The organism is Mesorhizobium sp. M0522, from assembly GCF_040321085.1.
GTDB lineage: Bacteria > Pseudomonadota > Alphaproteobacteria > Rhizobiales > Rhizobiaceae > Mesorhizobium.
Genome location: NZ_JAMYQW010000038.1, coordinates 13,807 through 33,793, shown reverse-complemented (window position 1 = coordinate 33,793; position 19,987 = coordinate 13,807). Strand labels below are relative to the sequence as shown.

The following is a 19,987-nucleotide window of genomic DNA, read 5'->3' as shown; positions in this document are numbered from 1 at the left end:
TCAGGCAGCGGCCCGGACCGCTTGCGCGGCTTTCTTGATCGGGATGCGTACCGAGACGATCGTTCCGACGCTTTCGGTCGAGCGGATCTTCAACGCGCCACCCTGAAGCTCGGCCAGCGAGCGGGAGATGGCGAGGCCGAGGCCGGAGCCGGCATGGCTCTTGGAGAACTGGTTTTGCACCTGTTCGAATGGCCGCCCGAGCTTGCTCAGCGCCGCCTTCGGGATGCCGCAGCCATTGTCCTCGATCGTCAGGATCAGCGCGCTGGAAATGCTGCGGGCTCTGACCGAGATGTGGCCGCCTTGCCCGGTGAACTTCACCGCATTGGACAGAAGGTTGATGAGGATCTGCTTGATCGCCCTGCGGTCGGCGAACAGCGTCAGCGAATCGGCGATGCGGGTTTCGACGGTGATCGACTTTTCCGCCGCCTGCAGAGAAACGACGCGAACCGTCTCCCTGATGAGCGGGCAGAGATCGATTTCTTCCTGATCCAGGGCGAACTGGCCGGCCTCGATCTTCGACATGTCGAGGATGTCATTGATCACACCGAGAAGATATTTGCCGCTGCCGTTGATGTCGGTGGCATACTCTTCGTAGCGCGGCGAACCCAGCGGCCCGAACAGCCGCCGTTCCATCAGTTCCGAGAAGCCGATGATCGCGTTGAGCGGGGTACGCAACTCGTGCGACATGTTGGCCAGGAATTCGGATTTGGCCCGGTTTGCCGCTTCGGCGCGCTCGGTTTCCTTCATGTATTTGCGATTGAGTTCGACGAGCTCACGAGCCCGTTCTTCTTCCGCGCGGCGGGCCAGACTGAGGTCATGGATTGTCGCCATCAGCCGGCGCTCGCTGTCGACCAGCTTCTCCTGGTGCAGCTTGATCTGGGTGATGTCGGAGCCGACAGAGACGGTACCGCCGTCCCTTGTCCGCAACTCGTTCACCTGCAGCCAGCGGCCGTCGGCAAGCTGGCGCTCGAAGGTCACGCCTCCCTGCGGTCCGTTGGTATTGGCAAGCCGCCGCTCCGAGGCGAAGGCCAGCATGCGTTCCTCCAGAACGGCGCGCGGAGCGCCCGGCATCACGTCGCGATCCAATAGGCCGTTGTCCTGCTGGTATTTGGAATTGCACATGATCAGGCGCTCGGACGAATCCCACAGCACGAAAGATTCGTTGATGTTTTCGATGGCCGTCCTCAGGCGCAGGTCCGCCGCTTCGGAGCGCAGCGCCAGATGCCGCTGCTCGGTTACGTCGACGGCGATGCCGATCAGCTGGATCTCCGGCGCTTCCGGGTCGATAACGTGTGCTCTTGCGCGCATCCAAACCCATTGCCCGTCGGCATGGCGCATCCGGAACACCTGGTCGATATGGTCGATCTCGCGTGCGACGATCCTGTTGGCGAGTTCGAACAAATCGCCGTCCTCGGGATGAATGATTTCATCGACTTCGCCGAACGACAGCATCGTGTCACAAGGCTCGTAGCCCAGCATGTCGTACATCGAGCGCGACCAGTACATCTTGCCGCGCACCATGTCCCAATCCCACAGGCCGCAGCGGCCGCGCACCAGCGCCATGTCGATGCGCTGGTGGGCTTCGAGATAGATGCGATCGGCGGCCTGGGCGCGCGCCGCCTGGCCGAAATAGGCGTAGAGGATGATGATCAGCACGCCGGCCGTCAGCACGAACAGCGTGACGTTGAGTGAGACCGTCTTGCGCCAGGCGTCAAAAACTGCCTCCTGCGGCACGAACGCTGCCGCGGCACCCCTTCGGCCATTCGCCAGGCTCACTGCCGCGTACCAGTCCTGTCCGCCGATGTTGACCTCCATTACCCCGGCGCGGTCGCCGAACATGAACAGCGGCTGCCCGCCCTGCACGACGCCATCGAGCGATCGCCCCTCCCAGTGCATCGACTGCGGCGATACGGCAGTGATCTTGAAGGCGCTATCGGTGATCGCCAGTACGTGGCTTCGGCCCATCGCGCCCTGACGACCGGTGCTCTCCAGCAGGTCCTGGATCGCGCCGGGCGCGGAAACCATGGTCGCGTCGGCGATCGAACTGGCCAGTTGGCCGGCGGCCAGCGCAAGGATCGCCTTGGCGTCGCGCTCGATCTCGTCGCGCTCGTTCATCAGCGACAGAAAGCGCAGTACTGCGATGATCAACAGAAACATGATGATGAGGGCCGGGATCGATCGCCGCAACAGCGGCTCGGCTGCCAGCAGCCGTCGGTAGGCAGGTTCGGCGATGAGCCGCGTATTGCCCGCGAGACCGTCGCTTCGCGCCTCGCGACGCTCAAACGCCGTCCCACCGGGCGCGCCCCACGCGTCCGCCTTCGCCATAAATGGCACTCCCCGATTTTCTGTCCCGCTTGACGATCCGGCAACGCCGCAGTTCCGAATCGTCACTAAAGAATCAAAGGTGATTCGCCTTGTCCAGAGGCGCGGCGAAAAAAGATTAAAAATCGACTAAAATAATGGGGTTTTCGGGTGGTCTTCCCTTTTTCCCACAAGGGGAGAACGGGAGGTCGCTTACGCCAGGGTGCGCTCGACGATGTCTCGCAAATCGGCCGACAGCTTCTCGGTATTGGCGATCGAAAGCAACGCCTCCCTTGCCTTGGCCTGCCGCACCGGTTCGAGCGAGCGCCACGACCTGAGCGCCGTCGCCAGCCTGGCGGCCACCTGCGGGTTGCGTTTTTCGACCTGCAGCACCGTTTCGACGAAAAGCCGGTAGCCTTGGCCGTCGGCGCGATGGAAGCCGGTCTGGTTGGCGCTGGAAAACGTACCGATGAGTGCCCGTACCCGGTTCGGGTTGGCCATCGAGAACGCCGGGTGGCTGGTCAAGGCGCGCACCGCGTCCACGGTTTGCGGGCCGGGCACGCTGGCCTGGGTCTGGAACCATTTGTCCATGACCAGCGGATCGGTTGCATATTTCGCCTCGAAATCGGCCAGTGCCTTGGTCGCTTCAGGTGAGCCATGGTGACGGTGCGCAAGAACGGTCAACGCCGCGGCACGATCCGTCATGTTGGTCGCCGATTGGAAGTGCCCGGCAGCGAGTCCCGCACCTCCCGGCAGCAAGGAGAGATAGTCCAGCAGGACATTGCGCAGTGCACGCCGCCCGGCACTGGCCGCGTCCGGGCTGAACGGACCATTGTCGGCGAGCCGATCGTAAAGGTTGGAGAATATCTCGCGGTTGGCCTCGGCGATCGCAACCGCCAGCGCCTCGCGCGCCGCGAAAATGGCGTCGGGGTCGATGTTCTTGCCGATGTCGCGGGCGATATCGGCCTCGCCCGGCAGCGCCAGCGCCAGCGCCCGATAGGCGGGTTCGAGCGCTTCGTCGCCGGCTGTCTTGCCGGCAAGCCCGGTCAGCCGGGCGCTGAACTCGGGTTGCCTGTGGTCCAGGATCTGGCGGAAGGCTGCAATCAGCGCATCGGTCAAAAGAGTGTTGAACGACTGCCAGCGCGAGAAGGCGTCGCTGTCGTGGCCAGCCAGAAAAAACTGGTCGTCGGGCCGCTGCTCGACCGAAAGCGTCACCGGCGCCGAAAAGCCGCGGTTGAGCGACATGGCTGGACGCTCGGCAATCCCGGAAAACCTGACGACATGGCGGCGTTTGCGGATATGGATGACACCGTCCTCGACGTTCGCCCCTTCGGCGCCGCTGTGGGCTATTGCCTCGCCACCGGCGCCAACCAGGCCGAAGGCAAGCGGAATGTGCATCAGCCGCTTGCGGCTTTCCGACGGTGTTGGCGGCACCGACTGCTCGATTTCGAGCGTGAATTCCCGCGCCGCCGGATTATACGCCGAACTGACGGTCAGGTTCGGCGTACCGGCCTGATGATACCACAGCGAAAACTGCGACAGGTCGCGACCTGAGACGTCTTCGAACACTTTGATGAAGTCTTCGATCGTCGCCGCCTGGCCGTCGTGACGTTCGAAGTAGAGGTCCATGCCGGCGCGGAACGTCTCGGCGCCGAGGATGGTATGGATCATGCGCACGACTTCCGAGCCTTTTTCGTAGACCGTCGCCGTGTAGAAATTGTTGATCTCGCGGTAGCGGCGAGGCCGGACCGGATGCGCCAGCGGCCCTTGGTCCTCGGGAAACTGATGGGCGCGCAGCGTACGCACCTCGGCGATGCGCTTGACGGCGCGCGAGCGCTGATCGGCCGAGAATTCGTGGTCGCGGAAAACCGTCAGCCCTTCCTTCAGGCAAAGCTGGAACCAGTCGCGGCAAGTGATTCTGTTACCTGTCCAATTGTGGAAATACTCATGCGCGATGATGGCTTCGATATTGGCGAAATCGGCGTCGGTCGCAGTTTCCTGGTCGGCAAGAACGTACTTGTCGTTGAAGATGTTGAGGCCCTTGTTCTCCATTGCGCCCATATTGAAGTCGGACACGGCGACGATGTTAAAGACATCGAGGTCGTATTCGCGGCCGAATGCCCCCTCGTCCCATTTCATTGACCGTTTCAAAGCGTCCATGGCGTAGCCGGCGAGCCTCTCCTTGCCCGGTTCGACATAGATTCCGAGCTCGACCTTGCGGCCAGACAGGGTGACAAAACTGTCCGAGATCTTGCCGAGGTCGCCCGCCACCAGCGCAAACAAATAGGACGGCTTGGGGAAGGGGTCGTGCCAGACCGCATAGTGCCAGCCGCCGGCAAGCTCGCCGCCATCGGCCGGGTTGCCGTTGGACAAAAGCAGCGGCGCCTCACGGCGCTGAGCTTCGATGCGGACCGTATAGACCGACAGGATGTCGGGACGGTCGAGGAAATAAGTGATGCGGCGAAAGCCTTCGGCCTCGCATTGTGTGCAATAGACGTCGCTCGAGCGATAGAGGCCCATTAGCGCTTCGTTCTGCGCCGGCGCCAACACGGTTTCAATTCTCAGCTGGAAGCACCTTGTCGCAGGGGGGCTGATGATTGTCAGTTGATCGGGCGTGGCGAGAAAATCCGCAGGGCTCGGTTCCTGGCCGTCGATGGCGATGCTGCGGAGCGTCAGCCCGTCGCCATCCAGCACCAGCGGCACCGACGCCGCAATCCCGTCGCGGCGTTCGACCGTCAGCACGGCGGTCACATGCGTTGCTTCAGGCGAAAGGCGGAAAGTCAGGCTGGTTTCCGGAATGAGATAATCACTGGGGCGATAGTCTTCGAGCTTGAAGACCTGGCCGGTATCTGTGCGCATTCCTTGATTTTTCCTGTCGATCCGGGAGCGGCGGGCGGGTCCGCTGGTCCAAATAATTTGAAGTCTGCGCTCTTTACACGAAACGCTCCCTCGACAAAACTGCAGCGACGTCTATTTCAGGCGATCATTTCCCAAGCATCATCGCGAGGCTTCCATGACCGTCGTCACGCCGAAATTCGGAACGAGCGCCTCTGTGTTGCGTCGCGAGGATATGGCCTTCATCAAGGGCGCGCGGGAGGCGGGTACGATCGGATCGACGCCTGCCGCGCTCAATGCGGTGACCGACGCGCTCTACCGCACCTACGGCATCAGGCATATCGACATGCCGGCAACGCCGGCGTGCATCTGGGCGGCGATCGAGGAAGCAAAAGGGGCGTGACAGCCAGACCGGATTTGCCAGTGCTTGCAGCTGGCGACCTTGCCGGCGAGCACAGCACGCTGACCGGGATCTTGCTCAAGATCGTATCGGTGGCGGTCTTCGTCGGCATGTCGTCCTGCATCAAGGCGGCAGGCACCGTGCCGGCGGGCCAGATCGTCTTCTTCCGCTCCTTCTTTGCCATTTTTCCGATCATAGCCTTCCTCGCCTTCCAGGGAAAACTCGGAACCGCCTTTTCGACAAAGCGCCCGCTCAACCACATTGCGCGCGGCGTCGTTGGTGTCTGTGCCATGGGGCTCGGCTTCTTCGCGCTGACGCGGCTGCCGCTGCCGGAGGCGATCACACTGAACTACGCGCAGCCGCTGCTGGTCGTGGTGTTCAGTTCGATCTTCCTCGGCGAAGCCATCCGCATCTATCGCTGGAGTGCGGTTGCCGTCGGCCTGGTCGGGGTGCTGATCATCTCGTGGCCGGAACTGACGCTGCTCAGTTCGGGCGCTGCCCTTGGCGATCAGGAGGTGCTTGGCGTCATCGCCGCCCTCATAGCCGCGGCGATCTCGGCCATCGCCATGCTCCTGGTTCGCAACCTCGTCCAGAGCGAGCGGACGGCGACCATCGTGTTGTGGTTTTCGGTAACCGCGAGCGTCATGGCGCTGCTTTCGCTGCCATTCGGCTGGCAGGCGCTGACGCCAGCACAAGCGGGGCTTCTGATTGCCGCGGGTTTTTGCGGCGGGCTTGGCCAGATCCTGATGACCTCGGCCTATCGCCATGCCGAGGCTTCCGTCGTGGCACCTTTCGAATACACTTCGATGATCCTCGGCGTCGTCGTCGGCTATCTGGTCTTTGGCGACGTCGCCACGATCAACATGCTGGTCGGCGGCATGATCGTGGTTGCGGCGGGGATTTTCATCATCTGGCGCGAGCGCCAGCTGGGACTCGAACGCACCCGCACCCGCAAGGCCGTCGCGCCGGAAGGGTGATCAGCCCGCTGCGTCGGTCCGCTCTTTCGCCAGCCGCATCAGCACCGCCCGCGTCTGCTCGTCGGCTGGGAAAAAAGATTCGATCGCCAGCTCCGACAGCGTCACGTCGAGCGGCGTGCCGAACACGGTGATGGTGCTGATGAACGACAGCACCGCGTCGCCATGGGCAAGCTTGAGCGGATGGATAATCGCGTTCGGTTCGACCGGCGCCGGCCGGCTGCTTTTAAGGCCGGACGGATAGGCCCGAAGCTCGCGCTCGAGCTCGACCAGAACCGGATCGGCGGCAGCGTCGTTCTGCCGCTTCAGCCGCTCCAGAAGATGCGTCCGCCATTCCGCAATGTTGACGATGCGCGGCGCGATGCCGCCGGGATGCAGGCTGAGGCGCAACACGTTGACCGGCGGCTTCAGCAGGGAGGCGTCGGCGATATTGGCGAGGAACGGGCCGATGGCGGCGTTCGCCGACACCAGGTTCCAATGCCGGTCCACGGCAAGCGCCGGGTACGGCTCGTGCGCCTTGAGCACGGTCTCGACCGCCGCCATCGCCGGTGCCATCGAGGCATCGTCAAGTGGTCGTTCGCTGAAGCTCGGGGCAAAGCCGGCGGCCAGCAGCAGCTGGTTGCGCTGCCTGAGCGGGATCGAAAGCTGCTCCGCCAGATGCAGCACCATGTCACGCGAGGGTGCGGCGCGGCCGCTTTCAACGAAACTCAGATGCCGCTGCGAGATCTCGGCCTCCATAGCGAGGTCGAGCTGGCTCATGCGCCGGCGTGTACGCCATTCGCGAATGAGACTGCCGGCGGAAACCTGGGCTGCTGTCATGACGAGATGACTAGGCCGGCAGTGGGCGCATTTCAATTACCTGCGAGGTCATGATGCCGCCCTTCCTTCCTCGCAAGGGGAGGACGGAAGACGCGTTCTGCACCGTTACCCAAGTGCCCGCAACTTCGCCTTCACTTCGAGGAAATCCCGCCACGCCAGCTTCTTGTGCGCCGGCGTTCTCAACAAATAGGCCGGATGCAGGGTCGGCATGGCGGGAATGGCGACGCCAGACGGGGTCGTGTGGACGCGCCAGTTGCCGCGCAGCCGCAATATGCCTTCGGAGGTGTTGAGCAGGGTCTTTGCCGACGGGCCGCCGAGATTGACCAGCACCTTCGGATTGACCAGTTCGATCTGCCGCTCGATGAACGGCCGGCAGATCTCGGTCTCGTGCGGCGTCGGCGTGCGGTTGCCCGGCGGCCGCCAGGGAATCACGTTGGCGATGTAGGCAGATGTCCGGTCAAGACCGATCGCGGCCAGCATGCGGTCGAGCAGCCGGCCCGAGCGGCCGACGAACGGCAAGCCCTCTATGTCCTCGTCGCGGCCCGGTGCTTCGCCGACCAGCATCACCGCGGCAGTCGGATTGCCGTCGGCGAACACCAGGTTCTTGGCGGTGAATTTAAGATTGCAGCCGTTGAATGCCGCCATGTGCTGGCGAAGCTCGTCGAGGCTTGCCGCCGATCTCGCCAGTTGCCGCGCCAATGCCGCCTGCGCCTCGTCGGGCACCGTTGACATGGCCGGGGACGTTCGCACTGCCGGTGCCGTATTCGGTCTCTCGCCCATTTCGGCGCGCGACACGCTCGTCGAGCGATGAGGCGATGCATTTTCACCGGCCGGCAGAGCGGCCGCCGCAGGCACCCGCTCGGGCGGCCTGGCTTCTGCAAACCTGTTTACCGGCTGTTCTTCAAGTGCCTCGTCGACGCCGGCGCTGGCGTAGAAGGCCAGCAGCTCGGCGAGGTCGGCTCGGCTAGTGTGGGGGGCGGCAGTCATGGTTTCACATTCGGCCGCGGAGCTTGAATTTGCAAGTTCAGCTCGACGGTATGCGCGGATCCTGCACCAGATAGAACGTCCAGCGCGGCGTGTAGTCGGTGATCAGGAAATAGAAGCTGGCGGTCTTCAGCGGGTCGATCTTGCCGTTCTTGAACAGCAGGCGGTCATACGGTTCGAAATTGCGGTCGAAATCGGCGTAGCTGCTCGACCAGATATTTTCGGGCGTTTTGTTGCGCTGGTCGAACGACAGGCCGTCGCCGAACACGCTCGGCTGGTCGAGGATCTCCTGGAGTTCGAACTGGAACTCGACCCAGGCTTGGCCGCTATTGTTGAGCACGTCGATGCGCATATACATCAGACCATTGGCGAAGTCTCCCGCCTTGCCGAACGGCTGGATCGGCCTTGTCGTGCGAATAGCCAGCGTTACCGGCGTCGCTGAATTCAGCTCTTCGGTGATGACCAGCGGATCCTCCTTCGTGCCGATGCCGGAAGCCCCGGTGATGCGGAAACCGCCGCGCTCGTCGGAAAAGGAATAGGCGCCGGTCGCCCAGACCAGTTGCTGCTCGGCACGGGCATCGAGGGCCGTCAGTGGCAGAAGCGCCAAGAGCGCCGCACGGCAAAACCGGCCGGGCGTGAAAAAAAAGCGCGTCGATGAAAAGCCAGCCGGCCCGAATATGCGCATGGCGGGAAGTATGGCCGATAAGCAAGCCGTCGAACAATTAAAAACATCAGTGCGACATATCTGTGCAAACCGAATAGGATTGAAGATTGATGCTCGTCACCGCGAATCTGTGCGGCAGGACGCGACTTTTTGACGAAATCGGTATTGTCACGTCCGCGCCGGTTTCCCGTCGCTATTTGATGCGCTATGCAGCGCGTGAGCCAGCAAGATGCCGGGAATAGCGAGCCAGTGAGGGATCGATGAGCGATATCGAACGCGAAAGCATGGAATTCGACGTGGTCATCGTCGGCGCCGGCCCGGCCGGCCTCGCCGCCGCGATCCGTCTCAAGCAGGTCAATCCCGAGCTTTCCGTCGTCGTGCTGGAAAAGGGCGGCGAAGTCGGCGCGCACATCCTGTCCGGCGCCGTCGTCGATCCGATCGGCATCGACCGGCTGCTGCCCGGCTGGCGCGAAGAGGAGGGTCATCCCTTCAGGACACCGGTCACCGACGACCATTTCCTGGTTCTCGGCCCCGCCGGTTCGTTCCGTCTGCCCAATATCCTGATGCCGCCGCTGATGAACAATCACGGCAACTACATCGTCTCGCTCGGCAATGTCTGCCGCTGGCTGGCGACCAAGGCCGAGGCGCTGGGCGTCGAGATCTATCCGGGCTTTGCTGCGGTCGGCCTGCTCTACAACGGGGCCGGTGCGGTCACCGGCGTCGTCACCGGCGACATGGGGGTCGAGAAGGACGGCACGCACGGTCCGGGCTTTGCGCCGGGCATGGCGCTGATGGGCAAATATGTCTTGATCGGCGAGGGCGCGCGCGGCTCGCTGGCCAAGCAACTGATCGCCAAACACCACCTTTCCGACGGTCGTGAGCCTGGAAAATACGGCATCGGCCTCAAGGAACTCTGGCAGATCAAACCGGAAAACCACCGGCCGGGCCTTGTCCAGCATTCCTTCGGCTGGCCGCTCGATTTGAAGACCGGCGGCGGCTCCTTCCTCTACCATCTCGAGGACAACCAGGTGGCAGTCGGCTTCGTCGTTCACCTGAACTACAAGAACCCCTATCTGTCGCCCTTTGACGAGTTCCAGCGCTTCAAGACCCATCCGGCGATCCGCGGCACCTTCGAGGGTGCCAAGCGGCTGGGCTATGGTGCCCGCGCCATCACCGAAGGCGGCTGGCAGTCGGTGCCGAAACTGTCCTTCCCCGGCGGTGCGCTGATCGGCTGCGCGGCCGGCTTCGTCAACGTGCCGCGCATCAAGGGCTCGCACAATGCCGTGCTCTCCGGAATGCTGGCGGCCGAGCATGTCTGTGATGCGATAGCCGCCGGCCGCACCAATGACGAGCTGGCCTCCTACGAGGCCACCTGGCGCGCCACCGATATCGGCAAGGACCTGAAGAAAGTGCGCAACGTCAAGCCGCTATGGTCGCGCTTCGGCACCATTGTCGGCGTCGGCCTTGGCGGCCTCGACATGTGGCTGAACACGCTGTTCGGCTTCTCGCCCTTCGGCACGATGAAGCACGGCAGGGCCGACTATGCCACGCTGGAACCGGCCGCCGCGCACCAGAAGATCGCCTACCCGAAGCCGGACGGGGTGCTGACCTTCGACCGGCTGTCGTCGGTGTTCCTGTCCAACACCAACCACGAGGAGAACGAGCCGGTGCATCTGCTCGTCGCCGACATGGACCTGCAGAAGCGCTCTGAGCATGACGTCTATGCGGGACCCTCGACGCGTTACTGCCCGGCCAGCGTCTACGAATGGGTCGACAAGGATGGCAATGCCGCCGCCGATCCTGCGGCCAAGGATGTGCGCTTCGTCATCAACGCGCAGAACTGCGTGCACTGCAAGACTTGCGATATCAAGGACCCGAACCAGAACATAAATTGGGTGCCGCCACAGGGCGGCGAGGGCCCGGTCTACCAGAACATGTAAGTCACAAGGTTTGCTCCGGACTAAACAAGATGAGGAGCAGCGCAACCGTAGGATTGTTGAATAAACCGCCTGCCTGTGTTTCCTTTCTGCGGCGACAGGGAGGAAGGAAAAATGCGCCTGGCAGTTCTGACGAGCGTTGTGGCGATCGGGGCATTGTGCGCCCCTGCAGCCTTGGCCGGCACTAAGGTGCTGGTCAAGACACGAACTTACAGCATTGCCGGAACCACCGGCGCGGCCCTGATCGAGGCCATGGATCGCAGTGGGCCGAAGCACGGCTTCATGACCCACGCCATCGCGCAGACCGGCTACAGCGTCGATGATTGGACCTTCGACGCCCATCGGGAAAACGGCGTCTGCCGCCTGCGCCAGGCCAACGGGACGCTCAATCTCTTCTATACCTATCCCAAACTAGTCTCAGCCACGTCGCCTGCGCTGCAGAAGCGCTGGAAGCGGTTCTTCGCTGGCGTCCGCGCCCATGAAGAGACCCATGGCCGCATCGCCAGACAGATGATGCGGGCCACCGAAAAGTCGCTTCGAGGGCTGACAGTCGGTGATGACCCGCACTGTTTCGATGCACGTCGCGAGGCAAAGCGCCGGATCAATGCCATCTATGCCGAATACGAGGCAAAGCAGATCGCCTTCGATGCGCACGAGCATCGCGACGGCGGCCCTGTCGAGCACCTCATCCGCGCTTTTGTGGGCCAGTAATAAGCCAGGTCGAGATTGGACTGCGGATTTTCAGCTTCGCGTCCCGCCAGGCAGCGCCGCAAGCGCGGTCGCCGTCTGGTGCTCGTCGAGCGGCTTTTGTTCATCCGACCGTAGCGAAAACTCCACCAGCATCGGCAGATGGTCTGAGCCGGTGTCCTCAAGGGTCGACGCCGAACGGATAACGATGGCGCCCTTGCTGAAAACCTGGTCGATCGGCAGTCCGGCGAAGCGCAGGAAATCCGGCAGCCTTCTGTAGAGCCAGGTCGGCCCGACCGACGGCATTACAGTCAGCTTGCCAAGCGATGCGACGCGCCGGACGGCGGCGCTCCATGGCGCTGCGTTGCAGTCGCCTGCCAGGATTGACGTCTCGCCAAGCGAGGCGATTTCGCCAGACAACCCTCCAATCTGCCGTGATTGGTTGTGCGGCCATGGCCAGGTGAGGTGGATGGCGGCGACATCGACGTCGGTTCCGCCGAAATCGACCGTGGCGATCGCCATCGCGCCGCGGCTGTCGCAGTGCGGCTCCGTGCCTATGGCAAACGGTCGTCTGGACAGCAGCGCAACGCCGAACACGCCATTGGGATATGGGCAGAGGATCCGGTGGGGATAGGCGCCGGATAGCAGCCCAAGCTTTGCCTTCCACATCTCGGACACCTCGTCGAGGGTGATCACATCAGGCTGGGTCCGGCCGATCAGCGACAGCACCTGCTCAGGCGTTGGATTGTTGAACCTGAGGTTCATCTGCAGCAGGCGGTAGACTGGCTCGTCACCGGGTTTGGCTTCGTAGGCGGCCTGCACCTGCCATAGCCGCGAAAGCGGCAAGGCATTCGACGTGGTGACAAAGGAGGCTATCGCAAACAGCAATGCGGCCGCGGCCTGCAGGCGAAACGAGGTGGCGAGCAGCGGCAGCGCGCAAAGCGCCATCAGCACCGAAAAATGGACGCGGAAATGAGCAAAGGAATCGAGGGCCGGATGCAGCGATCCGAAGAACCCGGCCACCAGCGCGGCCGAGAGTGCAAGCATTGCGACGAATGCCAGCGCAACCGTCATGTCCCGAACACGTGCCATCGCCTTGTCTATCGGCAGAAGTGCGGCTCAATCAAGATGACGAAATGTCCTGACCTGGACAGACACATGCGATTCGGCATTTACTGGAAGGCAGTTTCCGAAAAGCTCCTGAGTTTGCGCGAATGCAGTCGGTCCATCGGCATTTCAGCCAGCTTCTCCATCGCCCTGATGCCGATGGTCAGGTGCTGCGCTACTTGCCGCTTGTAGAACTCGGTCGCCATGCCCGGCAACTTTAATTCGCCATGCAGCGGCTTGTCGGATACGCAAAGCAGCGTGCCATAGGGCACCCGGAAGCGGAAGCCGTTGGCGGCGATCGTCGCCGATTCCATGTCGAGCGCGATCGCCCGTGACTGCGACAGCCGCTGGACCGGCCCGCGCTGGTCGCGCAGCTCCCAATTGCGGTTGTCGATAGTGGCGACGGTGCCAGTGCGCATGATGCGCTTGAGATCATATCCGGAAAGCCCGGTGATCTCGGCGACCGCTTCCTGCAGAGCCACCTGGATTTCGGCTAGCGGCGGGATCGGCACCCAGACCGGAAGATCGTCGTCGAGGACATGGTCTTCTCGTACATAGGCATGGGCCAGCACATAATCCCCGAGCGCCTGCGTGTTGCGCAGGCCGGCGCAATGGCCGAGCATCACCCAGGCATGCGGCCGGAGCACCGCAATATGGTCAGTGATCGTCTTGGCGTTGGAAGGCCCAACGCCGATATTGACCATGGTGATGCCACCATGATTCGGCTTCTTCAGATGATAGGCCGGCATCTGCGGCAGGCGAGGGGGCGCAGCACCCTCACCGGGCGCACCGTCCCCTGCTTTGGTCACGATGTTGCCCGGCTCGACGAACTCGACATATCCGCCACCGCCATTGGCCATCAATTCGCGTGCACGGGCGACGAATTCGTCGATGTAGAACTGGTAGTTGGTGAACAGCACGAAGTTCTGGAAATGCTGGGGACTGGTCGCCGTATAATGCGACATCCGGTGCAGCGAATAGTCGATCCGTTGCGCGGTGAACGGCGCCAGCGGCCGTGCCTCGCCCAATGCCACTTCGAACGTGCCGTTGGCGATCTGGTCGTCGGTGCCGTCGAGATCCGGCACGTCGAACAGGTCACGGATCGGCCGTTTGATGCGCTCGGCAGCAGTGCCGTCGACATGCGTGCCTTCGAGGAAGGCGAAATGCAGCGGGATGGGAGTGGTCGATTCCGAAACCGTGACGGGAACGCCGTGGTTGCGCATGATCAGCCGAAGCTGTTCGGTGAGGTAGCTTTCGAAAAGAGCAGGCTGGGTGACGGTGGTTGAGAAATGCCCCGGCGTCGGCATGTGGCCATAGGCCTGCCGCGAGTCGATTTGCGTGAAGGAACTCGTGGTGACGCCGATCTCCGGATAGAAAGCCCGGTAGCGTTTGTTGTTGTCGCCGCCCGCGGCGAGCGCGGCAAATGAATCGCGCAGGAACTTGGTGTTGCGGTCGTAAAGCACCTGTAGGGCCGCGACGGCCTTCTTGGCGTCGTTGAAGCTCTGCCGGCCAAACGGCTCCGGCGTGACCACCGATTCAATGGCTTGGGGATAGATTCGCTTTTCCATGACCCAATATAGAGAGTTGGACGCGCGGTTGGGAGGGGGTAAGGCGGCCTCAATACGCGCTGGCGGCGTTTTTCGGTCTGCTAACCGCGCTGCAGGCTAACCAGCAGCACAAAGCCGAGGCCTGACTTCCTCAACGCAGGCGCCTCGATCGTCGAGCCGGCATTGGTGCGCATTGTCGGCACGGCCAGTACCGGTACCGAAAGAACAGTCAGGATGAGCGCCGCGCGCGGCAGCAGCCGAAGCGTCTTGAGGGTGTTGGCGGCGAGGCGGTTCATTGGCGTTTTGCTTTTCTCTAAAGGTTCAGCTCTTTGTCGTTTCAGTGGTGAAGATGGTTCAAGCAACCGAGTCGGCAGGAACTGGCGACGTCCCAGGAGCGGGACGGCCGGCCGGCTTCGGCGACAAGGACGGCGAACAACATGCCGAACAGGCTCATCAGCAGGCAGACGATGGTGAAGCGGCGGGCAAGCATTGCGCGGTGTCTCCTTCAACACGCATGACAATGCCTTGCCCCGGCTGAACCGGCTCTGATCCCGGCGTTCATCTGCGGTTCAAAAATGGTTGATGATCTCTGAGAGGGTCCGCTTTGAGTGCAGCGACCCATGGCGACGCCATGGCTGCGAGACCGATAACATGAAAACGGGGCCGATTGGCCCCGCTCACCCCGGCAGGAAGGGCACGATCAGAGCTTGTGCCAGGTCTGGCTCTTGCAGATCAGCCCGCCGAGCACGCAGCCGCTCATCTTGAGCGAACTGCCGGAAAGCGATGCTTTGCCCGAATAGGTCTTGTCGGTTTCCGGGTCGGTTATGGTGCCGGCATATTTGTTGTCGCCGGCAACCTTCAGTGAACCGATGTTCTTGCCGGCAAATTTGCCGGATTTGAGCGTAATCGAAAATGCCCCGCCGCCACCCGAAATGGCGGCAGTCGATCCGGCTTGCGTTTTCCAATTGCCTTCGATCGGATCGGCCCATGCCGCGCCGGTCATCATTATTGCGGCCGCGAGGGCCAGGCTCACTTGTCGAAACATGTCTTTCCTCCCTCAGGTAAGTCCAATCGGGCTCCATCCCGGGTGTCTGCCCCTTACGCAAACGTAAGCTAGTCCAGCTCCCGGAAAAACAAAAGCGGTGCCGCGACGGAAGGGTTGCGGGTTTTTGCCCGCTCCCGAACGGCCGCGCCGGCGAAAAATGAAACGGGCCGCACACGTCTTTGTCTTCTGTGGTTAGCGGAGTCTTGATCCGCGCCTCGCAAGTTTTCTTCAAATCTTGTGCAAACCGGCGCGATTGCTGGCTTTGTATCCTTAACGAATTTTCGCGTTTACCTCTTGTTTTAGCTTTGTTTTCCTCAAATTAAGCACGCCATTTAACGACGGATTCAAGCCTCCAGGGCATTCTCGAAAGCATCGAAAGAGCGGCCGCCCCGACGGTAATCAAGGACACCGAGGGACAGACGGAGACAGCTCTCGGGAGCCAGAACAGGGGATTTGAAATGGCACGTTTTGAAATGCTTGAAGCCGGCTTCGGCGCCATGGGGGCAACTGCCCAGGCCGATATTCTTTTCGAGTTGGGCATGATGTATGCGACTGGCCGCGATTGCGAGACCGATGTCGTCGCCGCCCACAAATGGTTCAACATCGCCGCGATCAAGGGTTCGGCCCGCGCCGCGGAACTGCGCTCCGAATTGTCTGCCGCCATGTCGAAGGTCGAGATCGCCAAGGCGCTGCGCGAAGCTCGCGAATGGATGACGATGCACTGAATTCGCCGGCATCGACTTCACAAGGGTACTGACCTCACAACAGGGATGCTTCGGGTCAAGGCCGCGCAGAGGGCCGGGCCCGAACAATCAAGGCCGCGCAAGACGGCTGAGCCAACAAGATCAAGAACACGGCGGCAAGCTGTGCAATAGACAGGGAAGGCGAGCGGGTCCTGGCACCGATTCGTTGGGAAGCTCATGGCAAAAGCCGCGACCGGCCGGAACAAGGCTGGCGCGGCTTGTCTTTGGGACTGCGTGTTGCAGGCCCAATCGAGTGCCGACGATGCGTCTAGACAGCCCCGGTGAAGGATGAAATTCTCCCGCCACTCTGGAAGAGGCGCGGCCGGGATGGTCGCGCGAGAGTGGAGGAGTTGTGTCACCATGAAGAAATTCAGTATTTTGAGCGCCGCCATATTTGGCCTAATGATGACCGCGCCGGTAGCCTTCGCCGACGACATCACCTTTTCGGTGGTCGGACCGATGACCGGTCAGCTTGCCACCATCGGCGATCAGTTCAAGCAGGGCGCGCAAGCCGCCGCCGACGCGATCAACGCGGCGGGCGGCGTCGACGGCCGCCAGATCAAGCTCGACATCGAGGACGACCAGTGCGATCCGAAGCAGGCGGTTTCGGTCGCCAACCGCATCATCGCCAATGGTGTCAAGTTCATCGATGGCCACGCCTGCTCGGGCTCCAGCATCCCGGCCTCCGCCGTCTACGCCGAAGCCGGTGCGCTGATGATGAGTCCGGCTTCCTCGAACCCGGTACTAACCGACGCAGCGGCGAAGGCCGGCTGGCCGACGATCATGCGCCTCTATACGCGCGACGATGCGCAGGGCGCTTTCATCGGTCCATGGATCGCCAAGAAATATGCCGGCAAGAACGTCGTCATCATGCACGACAAGAGCGCCTATGGGCAGGGCGTGGCCGATGCCGTCAAGGCAACGATGAACCAGAACGGTCTCAAAGAGATCCTCTACGAGGGCATCAACGCCGGCGAGAAGGACTATTCCGCTCTTGTTACCAAGCTCAAGGAGCTGAAAGCCGACGTCGTCTATTTCGGCGGCTATCACCCCGAAGCCGGCCTGATCCTGCGCCAGTCGGCGGAGCAGAACCTCAAGTTCCAGTTGATCATGCCGGACTCGATCGCTTCGCCGGAATTCTGGCAGGTTGCCGGTCCGGCCGGCGAAGGCACCATGTTCGTCTTCCCGTCGGATCCGCAGGCGAAGCCCGAAGCCAAGGAAGCCATCGCCAAGATCAAGGCCGGCGGCTTCGTGCCGGAGGGCTTCACGCTGTTTTCCTATGCGGTGATCCAGGCCTTCGCCGAAGGCATCAAACGCGCCGGCAGCGACGATCCGGCAAAAGTCGCCGAAGCGTTGAAGAACGGCCAGCCGATCAGCACGGTTGTCGGGTCAGTCACCTTCGACGAGAAGGGCGACCTCAAAAACGCCAGCTACGACATCAACCAGTGGCACGACGGCAAATACGCGCCGATCCAGCCGTGATGGCCGCGGCGCCGCAAGACGCGCTGCTGTAATTGAACATGGCCGGGGTCAAACCCGGCCATGTTGTTTTTGGCGACGCCTTTGTCACGCGTTCGAGATCACTTCGTGGATAGGGAAACAGCAGTCAACTGAGGTTCCTCGGCAAAGCGAACCAGCACGGTGCCGTCGGTTACCTGCGCGCCTTCGGCAGCAATCTCGGCGATAACCCCGTCATGGGGCGCGGCAATGGTGTGCTCCATCTTCATCGCCTCCAGGATCAGCAGCGGCTGGCCCTTGATCACGGACTCGCCTCTGGCTGCACGCACCAATTTGACCAGGCCGGGCATTGGAGCGCGCAGGCTGCCGGAAGCGGCGGCGGCTTCGTCGGTTCGCGCCAGCGGATCCGGCACGGCAAAACCGTAGCCGATTGCACCGTCGAAGACCGTGACGTGGCCCGGCCAGCGGGCGAGGCGAGGCGCGGCGCGAAGATCATGCGAATTGACTCTGTCATAGGGCGCATCCAGCGCCACCTTGAACCGTCCGTCCGGCCGCACCGACACGCGCGCGACGATCTCCTGCTCGCCAAACTTCAGCAGCATGCGCCGCACTACCGCGTGGAAATGCGCATAGCCGGCCAGCGACAACCAGGGATCGTCCGAGGACGGCAAGTCGCGCGCACCGGACGCGGCAAGTGCCGCGGCGGCAATCGTCTCACCGCTCGGCGGCGGAACCGCCGTCAACGCCTGCTGATGCCTGGCGATCAAGCCGGTATCGACATCGCCCGCTGCAAAATCCGCATCAGCGACCAGCGCGGCAAGAAAGCCAGTGTTGACCGTTGAGCCGGCGATTTCTGTCTGCGACAGCGCCGCGCCAAGCGCTGTGAGCGCCGCCCGTCTGTCCTTGCCATGAACGATCAGCTTGGCGATCATCGGGTCGTAAAACGGCGAAATCGCATCGCCGGCGCGCACACCGGTTTCGATGCGCATGGTCGCACCCTCCGGTGCCGGTTGCGGAAATTTCAAATGGTGCAAGGTGCCGGTCGCCGGCAAAAACCCTCTTACCGCGTCCTCGGCATAGATACGCGCCTCGAAGGCGTGGCCGGAGAGCGCGATCTCGCTCTGCGTCTTCGGCAGTTTTTCGCCGGAGGCTACCCGCAACTGCCACTCGACCAGGTCGATGCCGGTGACCATTTCGGTGACGGGGTGCTCGACCTGCAGGCGGGTGTTCATTTCCATGAACCAGAAACGGTCGGCCTTCAGACCTTGCGAGGCATCGACGATGAACTCGATGGTACCGGCGCCGGAATAGTGGATTGCCTTGGCGGCTTTCACCGCCGCCTCGGTCATCGCCTTGCGCAGTGCCGGCGTCATGCCCGGGGCAGGCGCCTCCTCGATCACCTTCTGGTGGCGGCGCTGTGCCGAGCAGTCACGTTCGTGAAGATGCACGGCGTTGCCGAAATTGTCACCAAACACCTGCACTTCGATGTGGCGAGGCTTGTCGACATATTTTTCCACCAAGACGCGGTCGTCACCGAACGCGGCTTTCGCCTCGCGCCGCGCGCCCGACAGTGCTTCCGAAAAATCATCGGGATGCTCGACGCGCCGCATGCCTTTGCCGCCGCCGCCGGCGCGCGCCTTGATCAGTACGGGGTAGCCTATCTCGCGCGCCTTGGAGGCGAGCAACACGATCTCCTGCGCTTCGCCATGGTAGCCAGGAACGACAGGCACGCCGGCCTTTTCCATCAGCCGCTTGGCCGCGTCCTTCAGTCCCATGGCGCGGATCGAGGCCGCCGACGGGCCAATGAAGATCAGCCCCGCCGCGACCACCTGGTCGACGAAATCAGGGTTTTCCGAAAGAAAGCCGTAGCCCGGATGCATGGCCTCGGCACCTGTGGCCAAGGCCGCCGCAATGATCTTGTCGCCGCGCAGATAGCTTTCGTTGGCGGGAGAGGCGCCGATATGCACCGCTTCGTCGGCCATTTCGACATGCAAGGCGTGAGCGTCGGCATCGGAATAGACGGCGACGCTGCGCACACCCATCCTGCGTGCCGTGCGGATCACCCGGCAGGCGATCTCGCCACGGTTGGCGATCAGGATCTTGGCGAACATCGGGCCTCCACAGGCAGAGCTGCCGCCAACGGCGCGAATTCTCGTCACGCGAGCTGCGGCAATGCCCTGCTTTGTAGTCTGGCGGTCAAAGGGTAGGCAAGCGAGGCCTGCCTACTTTGAGGCCGCGATTTCGCAAGCTCCCCCGGTCGTGACCCTGTAACGGTCGCGGGTGACCTGGCAGGATTTCATCGCCATATCCTCGGCAGCCTTTTGCGAGGGCGCATTCAAGCGCGAGCCGCACAGGATGTACAACGAACGCACCCGGGAATACGGAGTGGTCGCATAAGCTGAATGGCCGCTGGCCGCCACATAGGCCCTATATGCCTTGGTGCATGGCCGATCCGCGGTCGCCGGAAAATACGGGTAGAAGCGGAC

At 62.5% G+C, this 19,987-nt stretch carries 17 protein-coding genes; 6 read left to right on the top strand and 11 right to left on the bottom strand.

The window, feature by feature from the left end:
* Both NKI58_RS29165 and pepN read right to left on the bottom strand, forming a co-directional pair.
* The gene (locus tag NKI58_RS29165; protein ID WP_352785768.1) at positions 1-2,325 is read right to left on the bottom strand and encodes a PAS domain-containing sensor histidine kinase; all 2,325 of its coding nucleotides are present in this window, start codon (positions 2,323-2,325) and stop codon (positions 1-3) included.
* A gap of 189 nt (positions 2,326-2,514) precedes the next feature.
* Positions 2,515-5,160 carry an aminopeptidase N gene (gene pepN, locus NKI58_RS29160; RefSeq protein WP_352785770.1) on the bottom strand — a complete coding sequence of 882 codons (2,646 nt, stop codon included), beginning with the start codon at positions 5,158-5,160 and terminating at the stop codon, positions 2,515-2,517.
* A 154-nt stretch (positions 5,161-5,314) separates the two neighbouring features.
* Between pepN and NKI58_RS29155 the strand changes: the two genes are divergently transcribed.
* Positions 5,315-5,539 carry a hypothetical protein gene (locus tag NKI58_RS29155; protein ID WP_352570006.1) on the top strand — a complete coding sequence of 75 codons (225 nt, stop codon included), beginning with the start codon at positions 5,315-5,317 and terminating at the stop codon, positions 5,537-5,539.
* Complete coding sequence (locus tag NKI58_RS29150) at positions 5,536-6,513, top strand: DMT family transporter (RefSeq protein ID WP_502894781.1); 978 nt, start codon at positions 5,536-5,538, stop codon at positions 6,511-6,513. Before NKI58_RS29155 ends, NKI58_RS29150 begins: the two co-directional genes overlap by 4 nt.
* On the opposite strand, the gene NKI58_RS29145 is transcribed toward NKI58_RS29150, so the two are convergent.
* The 3 genes from NKI58_RS29145 to NKI58_RS29135 form a co-directional block, all read right to left on the bottom strand.
* The gene (locus NKI58_RS29145; protein ID WP_352785772.1) at positions 6,514-7,329 is read right to left on the bottom strand and encodes a helix-turn-helix domain-containing protein; all 816 of its coding nucleotides are present in this window, start codon (positions 7,327-7,329) and stop codon (positions 6,514-6,516) included.
* 105 nt (positions 7,330-7,434) lie between these two features.
* A complete protein-coding gene (locus NKI58_RS29140) occupies positions 7,435-8,316 on the bottom strand; it encodes a uracil-DNA glycosylase (protein WP_352785774.1) in 882 nt (293 codons plus the stop codon).
* Positions 8,317-8,353: 37 nt separating this feature from the next.
* Complete coding sequence (locus tag NKI58_RS29135) at positions 8,354-8,998, bottom strand: hypothetical protein (RefSeq protein ID WP_023677808.1); 645 nt, start codon at positions 8,996-8,998, stop codon at positions 8,354-8,356.
* 239 nt (positions 8,999-9,237) lie between these two features.
* Here NKI58_RS29135 and NKI58_RS29130 point away from each other — a divergent pair, with 239 nt between their 5' ends.
* Together NKI58_RS29130 and NKI58_RS29125 are read left to right on the top strand one after the other, a co-directional pair.
* Positions 9,238-10,917, top strand: a complete 1,680-nt coding sequence (locus NKI58_RS29130; RefSeq protein ID WP_352706597.1) for an electron transfer flavoprotein-ubiquinone oxidoreductase — start codon at positions 9,238-9,240, stop codon at positions 10,915-10,917.
* A gap of 111 nt (positions 10,918-11,028) precedes the next feature.
* A complete protein-coding gene (locus NKI58_RS29125) occupies positions 11,029-11,625 on the top strand; it encodes a DUF922 domain-containing protein (RefSeq protein WP_352706599.1) in 597 nt (198 codons plus the stop codon).
* 30 nt (positions 11,626-11,655) lie between these two features.
* Here the strand turns inward: NKI58_RS29125 and NKI58_RS29120 are convergent, their stop codons facing one another.
* The 5 genes from NKI58_RS29120 to NKI58_RS29100 all read right to left on the bottom strand — a co-directional run bounded on the left by NKI58_RS29120 (position 11,656) and on the right by NKI58_RS29100 (position 15,300).
* Positions 11,656-12,693, bottom strand: a complete 1,038-nt coding sequence (locus tag NKI58_RS29120) for an endonuclease/exonuclease/phosphatase family protein (RefSeq protein ID WP_352785780.1) — start codon at positions 12,691-12,693, stop codon at positions 11,656-11,658.
* 80 nt (positions 12,694-12,773) lie between these two features.
* Positions 12,774-14,276 (bottom strand): AMP nucleosidase, encoded by a 1,503-nt coding sequence (locus NKI58_RS29115; protein ID WP_352706606.1) that lies wholly within the window; start codon positions 14,274-14,276, stop codon positions 12,774-12,776.
* An 80-nt stretch (positions 14,277-14,356) separates the two neighbouring features.
* Complete coding sequence (locus NKI58_RS29110; protein ID WP_352454349.1) at positions 14,357-14,551, bottom strand: hypothetical protein; 195 nt, start codon at positions 14,549-14,551, stop codon at positions 14,357-14,359.
* Positions 14,552-14,592: 41 nt separating this feature from the next.
* Positions 14,593-14,745 carry a hypothetical protein gene (locus NKI58_RS29105; RefSeq protein ID WP_023677802.1) on the bottom strand — a complete coding sequence of 51 codons (153 nt, stop codon included), beginning with the start codon at positions 14,743-14,745 and terminating at the stop codon, positions 14,593-14,595.
* A gap of 210 nt (positions 14,746-14,955) precedes the next feature.
* Entirely contained in the window at positions 14,956-15,300 is a 345-nt protein-coding gene (locus NKI58_RS29100) for a DUF2147 domain-containing protein (protein ID WP_023677801.1), read from the bottom strand.
* Between the two features lie 458 nt (positions 15,301-15,758).
* Here NKI58_RS29100 and NKI58_RS29095 point away from each other — a divergent pair, with 458 nt between their 5' ends.
* Positions 15,759-16,025, top strand: coding sequence for an SEL1-like repeat protein (locus NKI58_RS29095; protein WP_010915070.1), 267 nt, complete (start codon positions 15,759-15,761; stop codon positions 16,023-16,025).
* Between the two features lie 378 nt (positions 16,026-16,403).
* A complete protein-coding gene (locus NKI58_RS29090) occupies positions 16,404-17,525 on the top strand; it encodes a branched-chain amino acid ABC transporter substrate-binding protein (protein ID WP_023677800.1) in 1,122 nt (373 codons plus the stop codon).
* Between the two features lie 98 nt (positions 17,526-17,623).
* Here the strand turns inward: NKI58_RS29090 and NKI58_RS29085 are convergent, their stop codons facing one another.
* A complete protein-coding gene (locus NKI58_RS29085) occupies positions 17,624-19,612 on the bottom strand; it encodes an acetyl/propionyl/methylcrotonyl-CoA carboxylase subunit alpha (RefSeq protein WP_352785783.1) in 1,989 nt (662 codons plus the stop codon).
* Between the last annotated feature and the right edge of the window lie 375 nt (positions 19,613-19,987).

Bases quoted from the DNA above. Each gene is read 5' to 3' on its own strand.
- NKI58_RS29165 (WP_352785768.1), bottom strand. From the start codon at position 2,325: ATGGCGAAGGCGGACGCGTGGGGCGCGCCCGGTGGGACGGCGTTTGAG.
- pepN (WP_352785770.1), bottom strand. From the start codon at position 5,160: ATGCGCACAGATACCGGCCAGGTCTTCAAGCTCGAAGACTATCGCCCC.
- NKI58_RS29155 (WP_352570006.1), top strand. From the start codon at position 5,315: ATGACCGTCGTCACGCCGAAATTCGGAACGAGCGCCTCTGTGTTGCGT.
- NKI58_RS29145 (WP_352785772.1), bottom strand. From the start codon at position 7,329: ATGACAGCAGCCCAGGTTTCCGCCGGCAGTCTCATTCGCGAATGGCGT.
- NKI58_RS29140 (WP_352785774.1), bottom strand. From the start codon at position 8,316: ATGACTGCCGCCCCCCACACTAGCCGAGCCGACCTCGCCGAGCTGCTG.
- NKI58_RS29135 (WP_023677808.1), bottom strand. From the start codon at position 8,998: ATGCGCATATTCGGGCCGGCTGGCTTTTCATCGACGCGCTTTTTTTTC.
- NKI58_RS29130 (WP_352706597.1), top strand. From the start codon at position 9,238: ATGAGCGATATCGAACGCGAAAGCATGGAATTCGACGTGGTCATCGTC.
- NKI58_RS29125 (WP_352706599.1), top strand. From the start codon at position 11,029: ATGCGCCTGGCAGTTCTGACGAGCGTTGTGGCGATCGGGGCATTGTGC.
- NKI58_RS29120 (WP_352785780.1), bottom strand. From the start codon at position 12,693: ATGGCACGTGTTCGGGACATGACGGTTGCGCTGGCATTCGTCGCAATG.
- NKI58_RS29115 (WP_352706606.1), bottom strand. From the start codon at position 14,276: ATGGAAAAGCGAATCTATCCCCAAGCCATTGAATCGGTGGTCACGCCG.
- NKI58_RS29110 (WP_352454349.1), bottom strand. From the start codon at position 14,551: ATGAACCGCCTCGCCGCCAACACCCTCAAGACGCTTCGGCTGCTGCCG.
- NKI58_RS29105 (WP_023677802.1), bottom strand. From the start codon at position 14,745: ATGCTTGCCCGCCGCTTCACCATCGTCTGCCTGCTGATGAGCCTGTTC.
- NKI58_RS29100 (WP_023677801.1), bottom strand. From the start codon at position 15,300: ATGTTTCGACAAGTGAGCCTGGCCCTCGCGGCCGCAATAATGATGACC.
- NKI58_RS29095 (WP_010915070.1), top strand. From the start codon at position 15,759: ATGGCACGTTTTGAAATGCTTGAAGCCGGCTTCGGCGCCATGGGGGCA.
- NKI58_RS29090 (WP_023677800.1), top strand. From the start codon at position 16,404: ATGAAGAAATTCAGTATTTTGAGCGCCGCCATATTTGGCCTAATGATG.
- NKI58_RS29085 (WP_352785783.1), bottom strand. From the start codon at position 19,612: ATGTTCGCCAAGATCCTGATCGCCAACCGTGGCGAGATCGCCTGCCGG.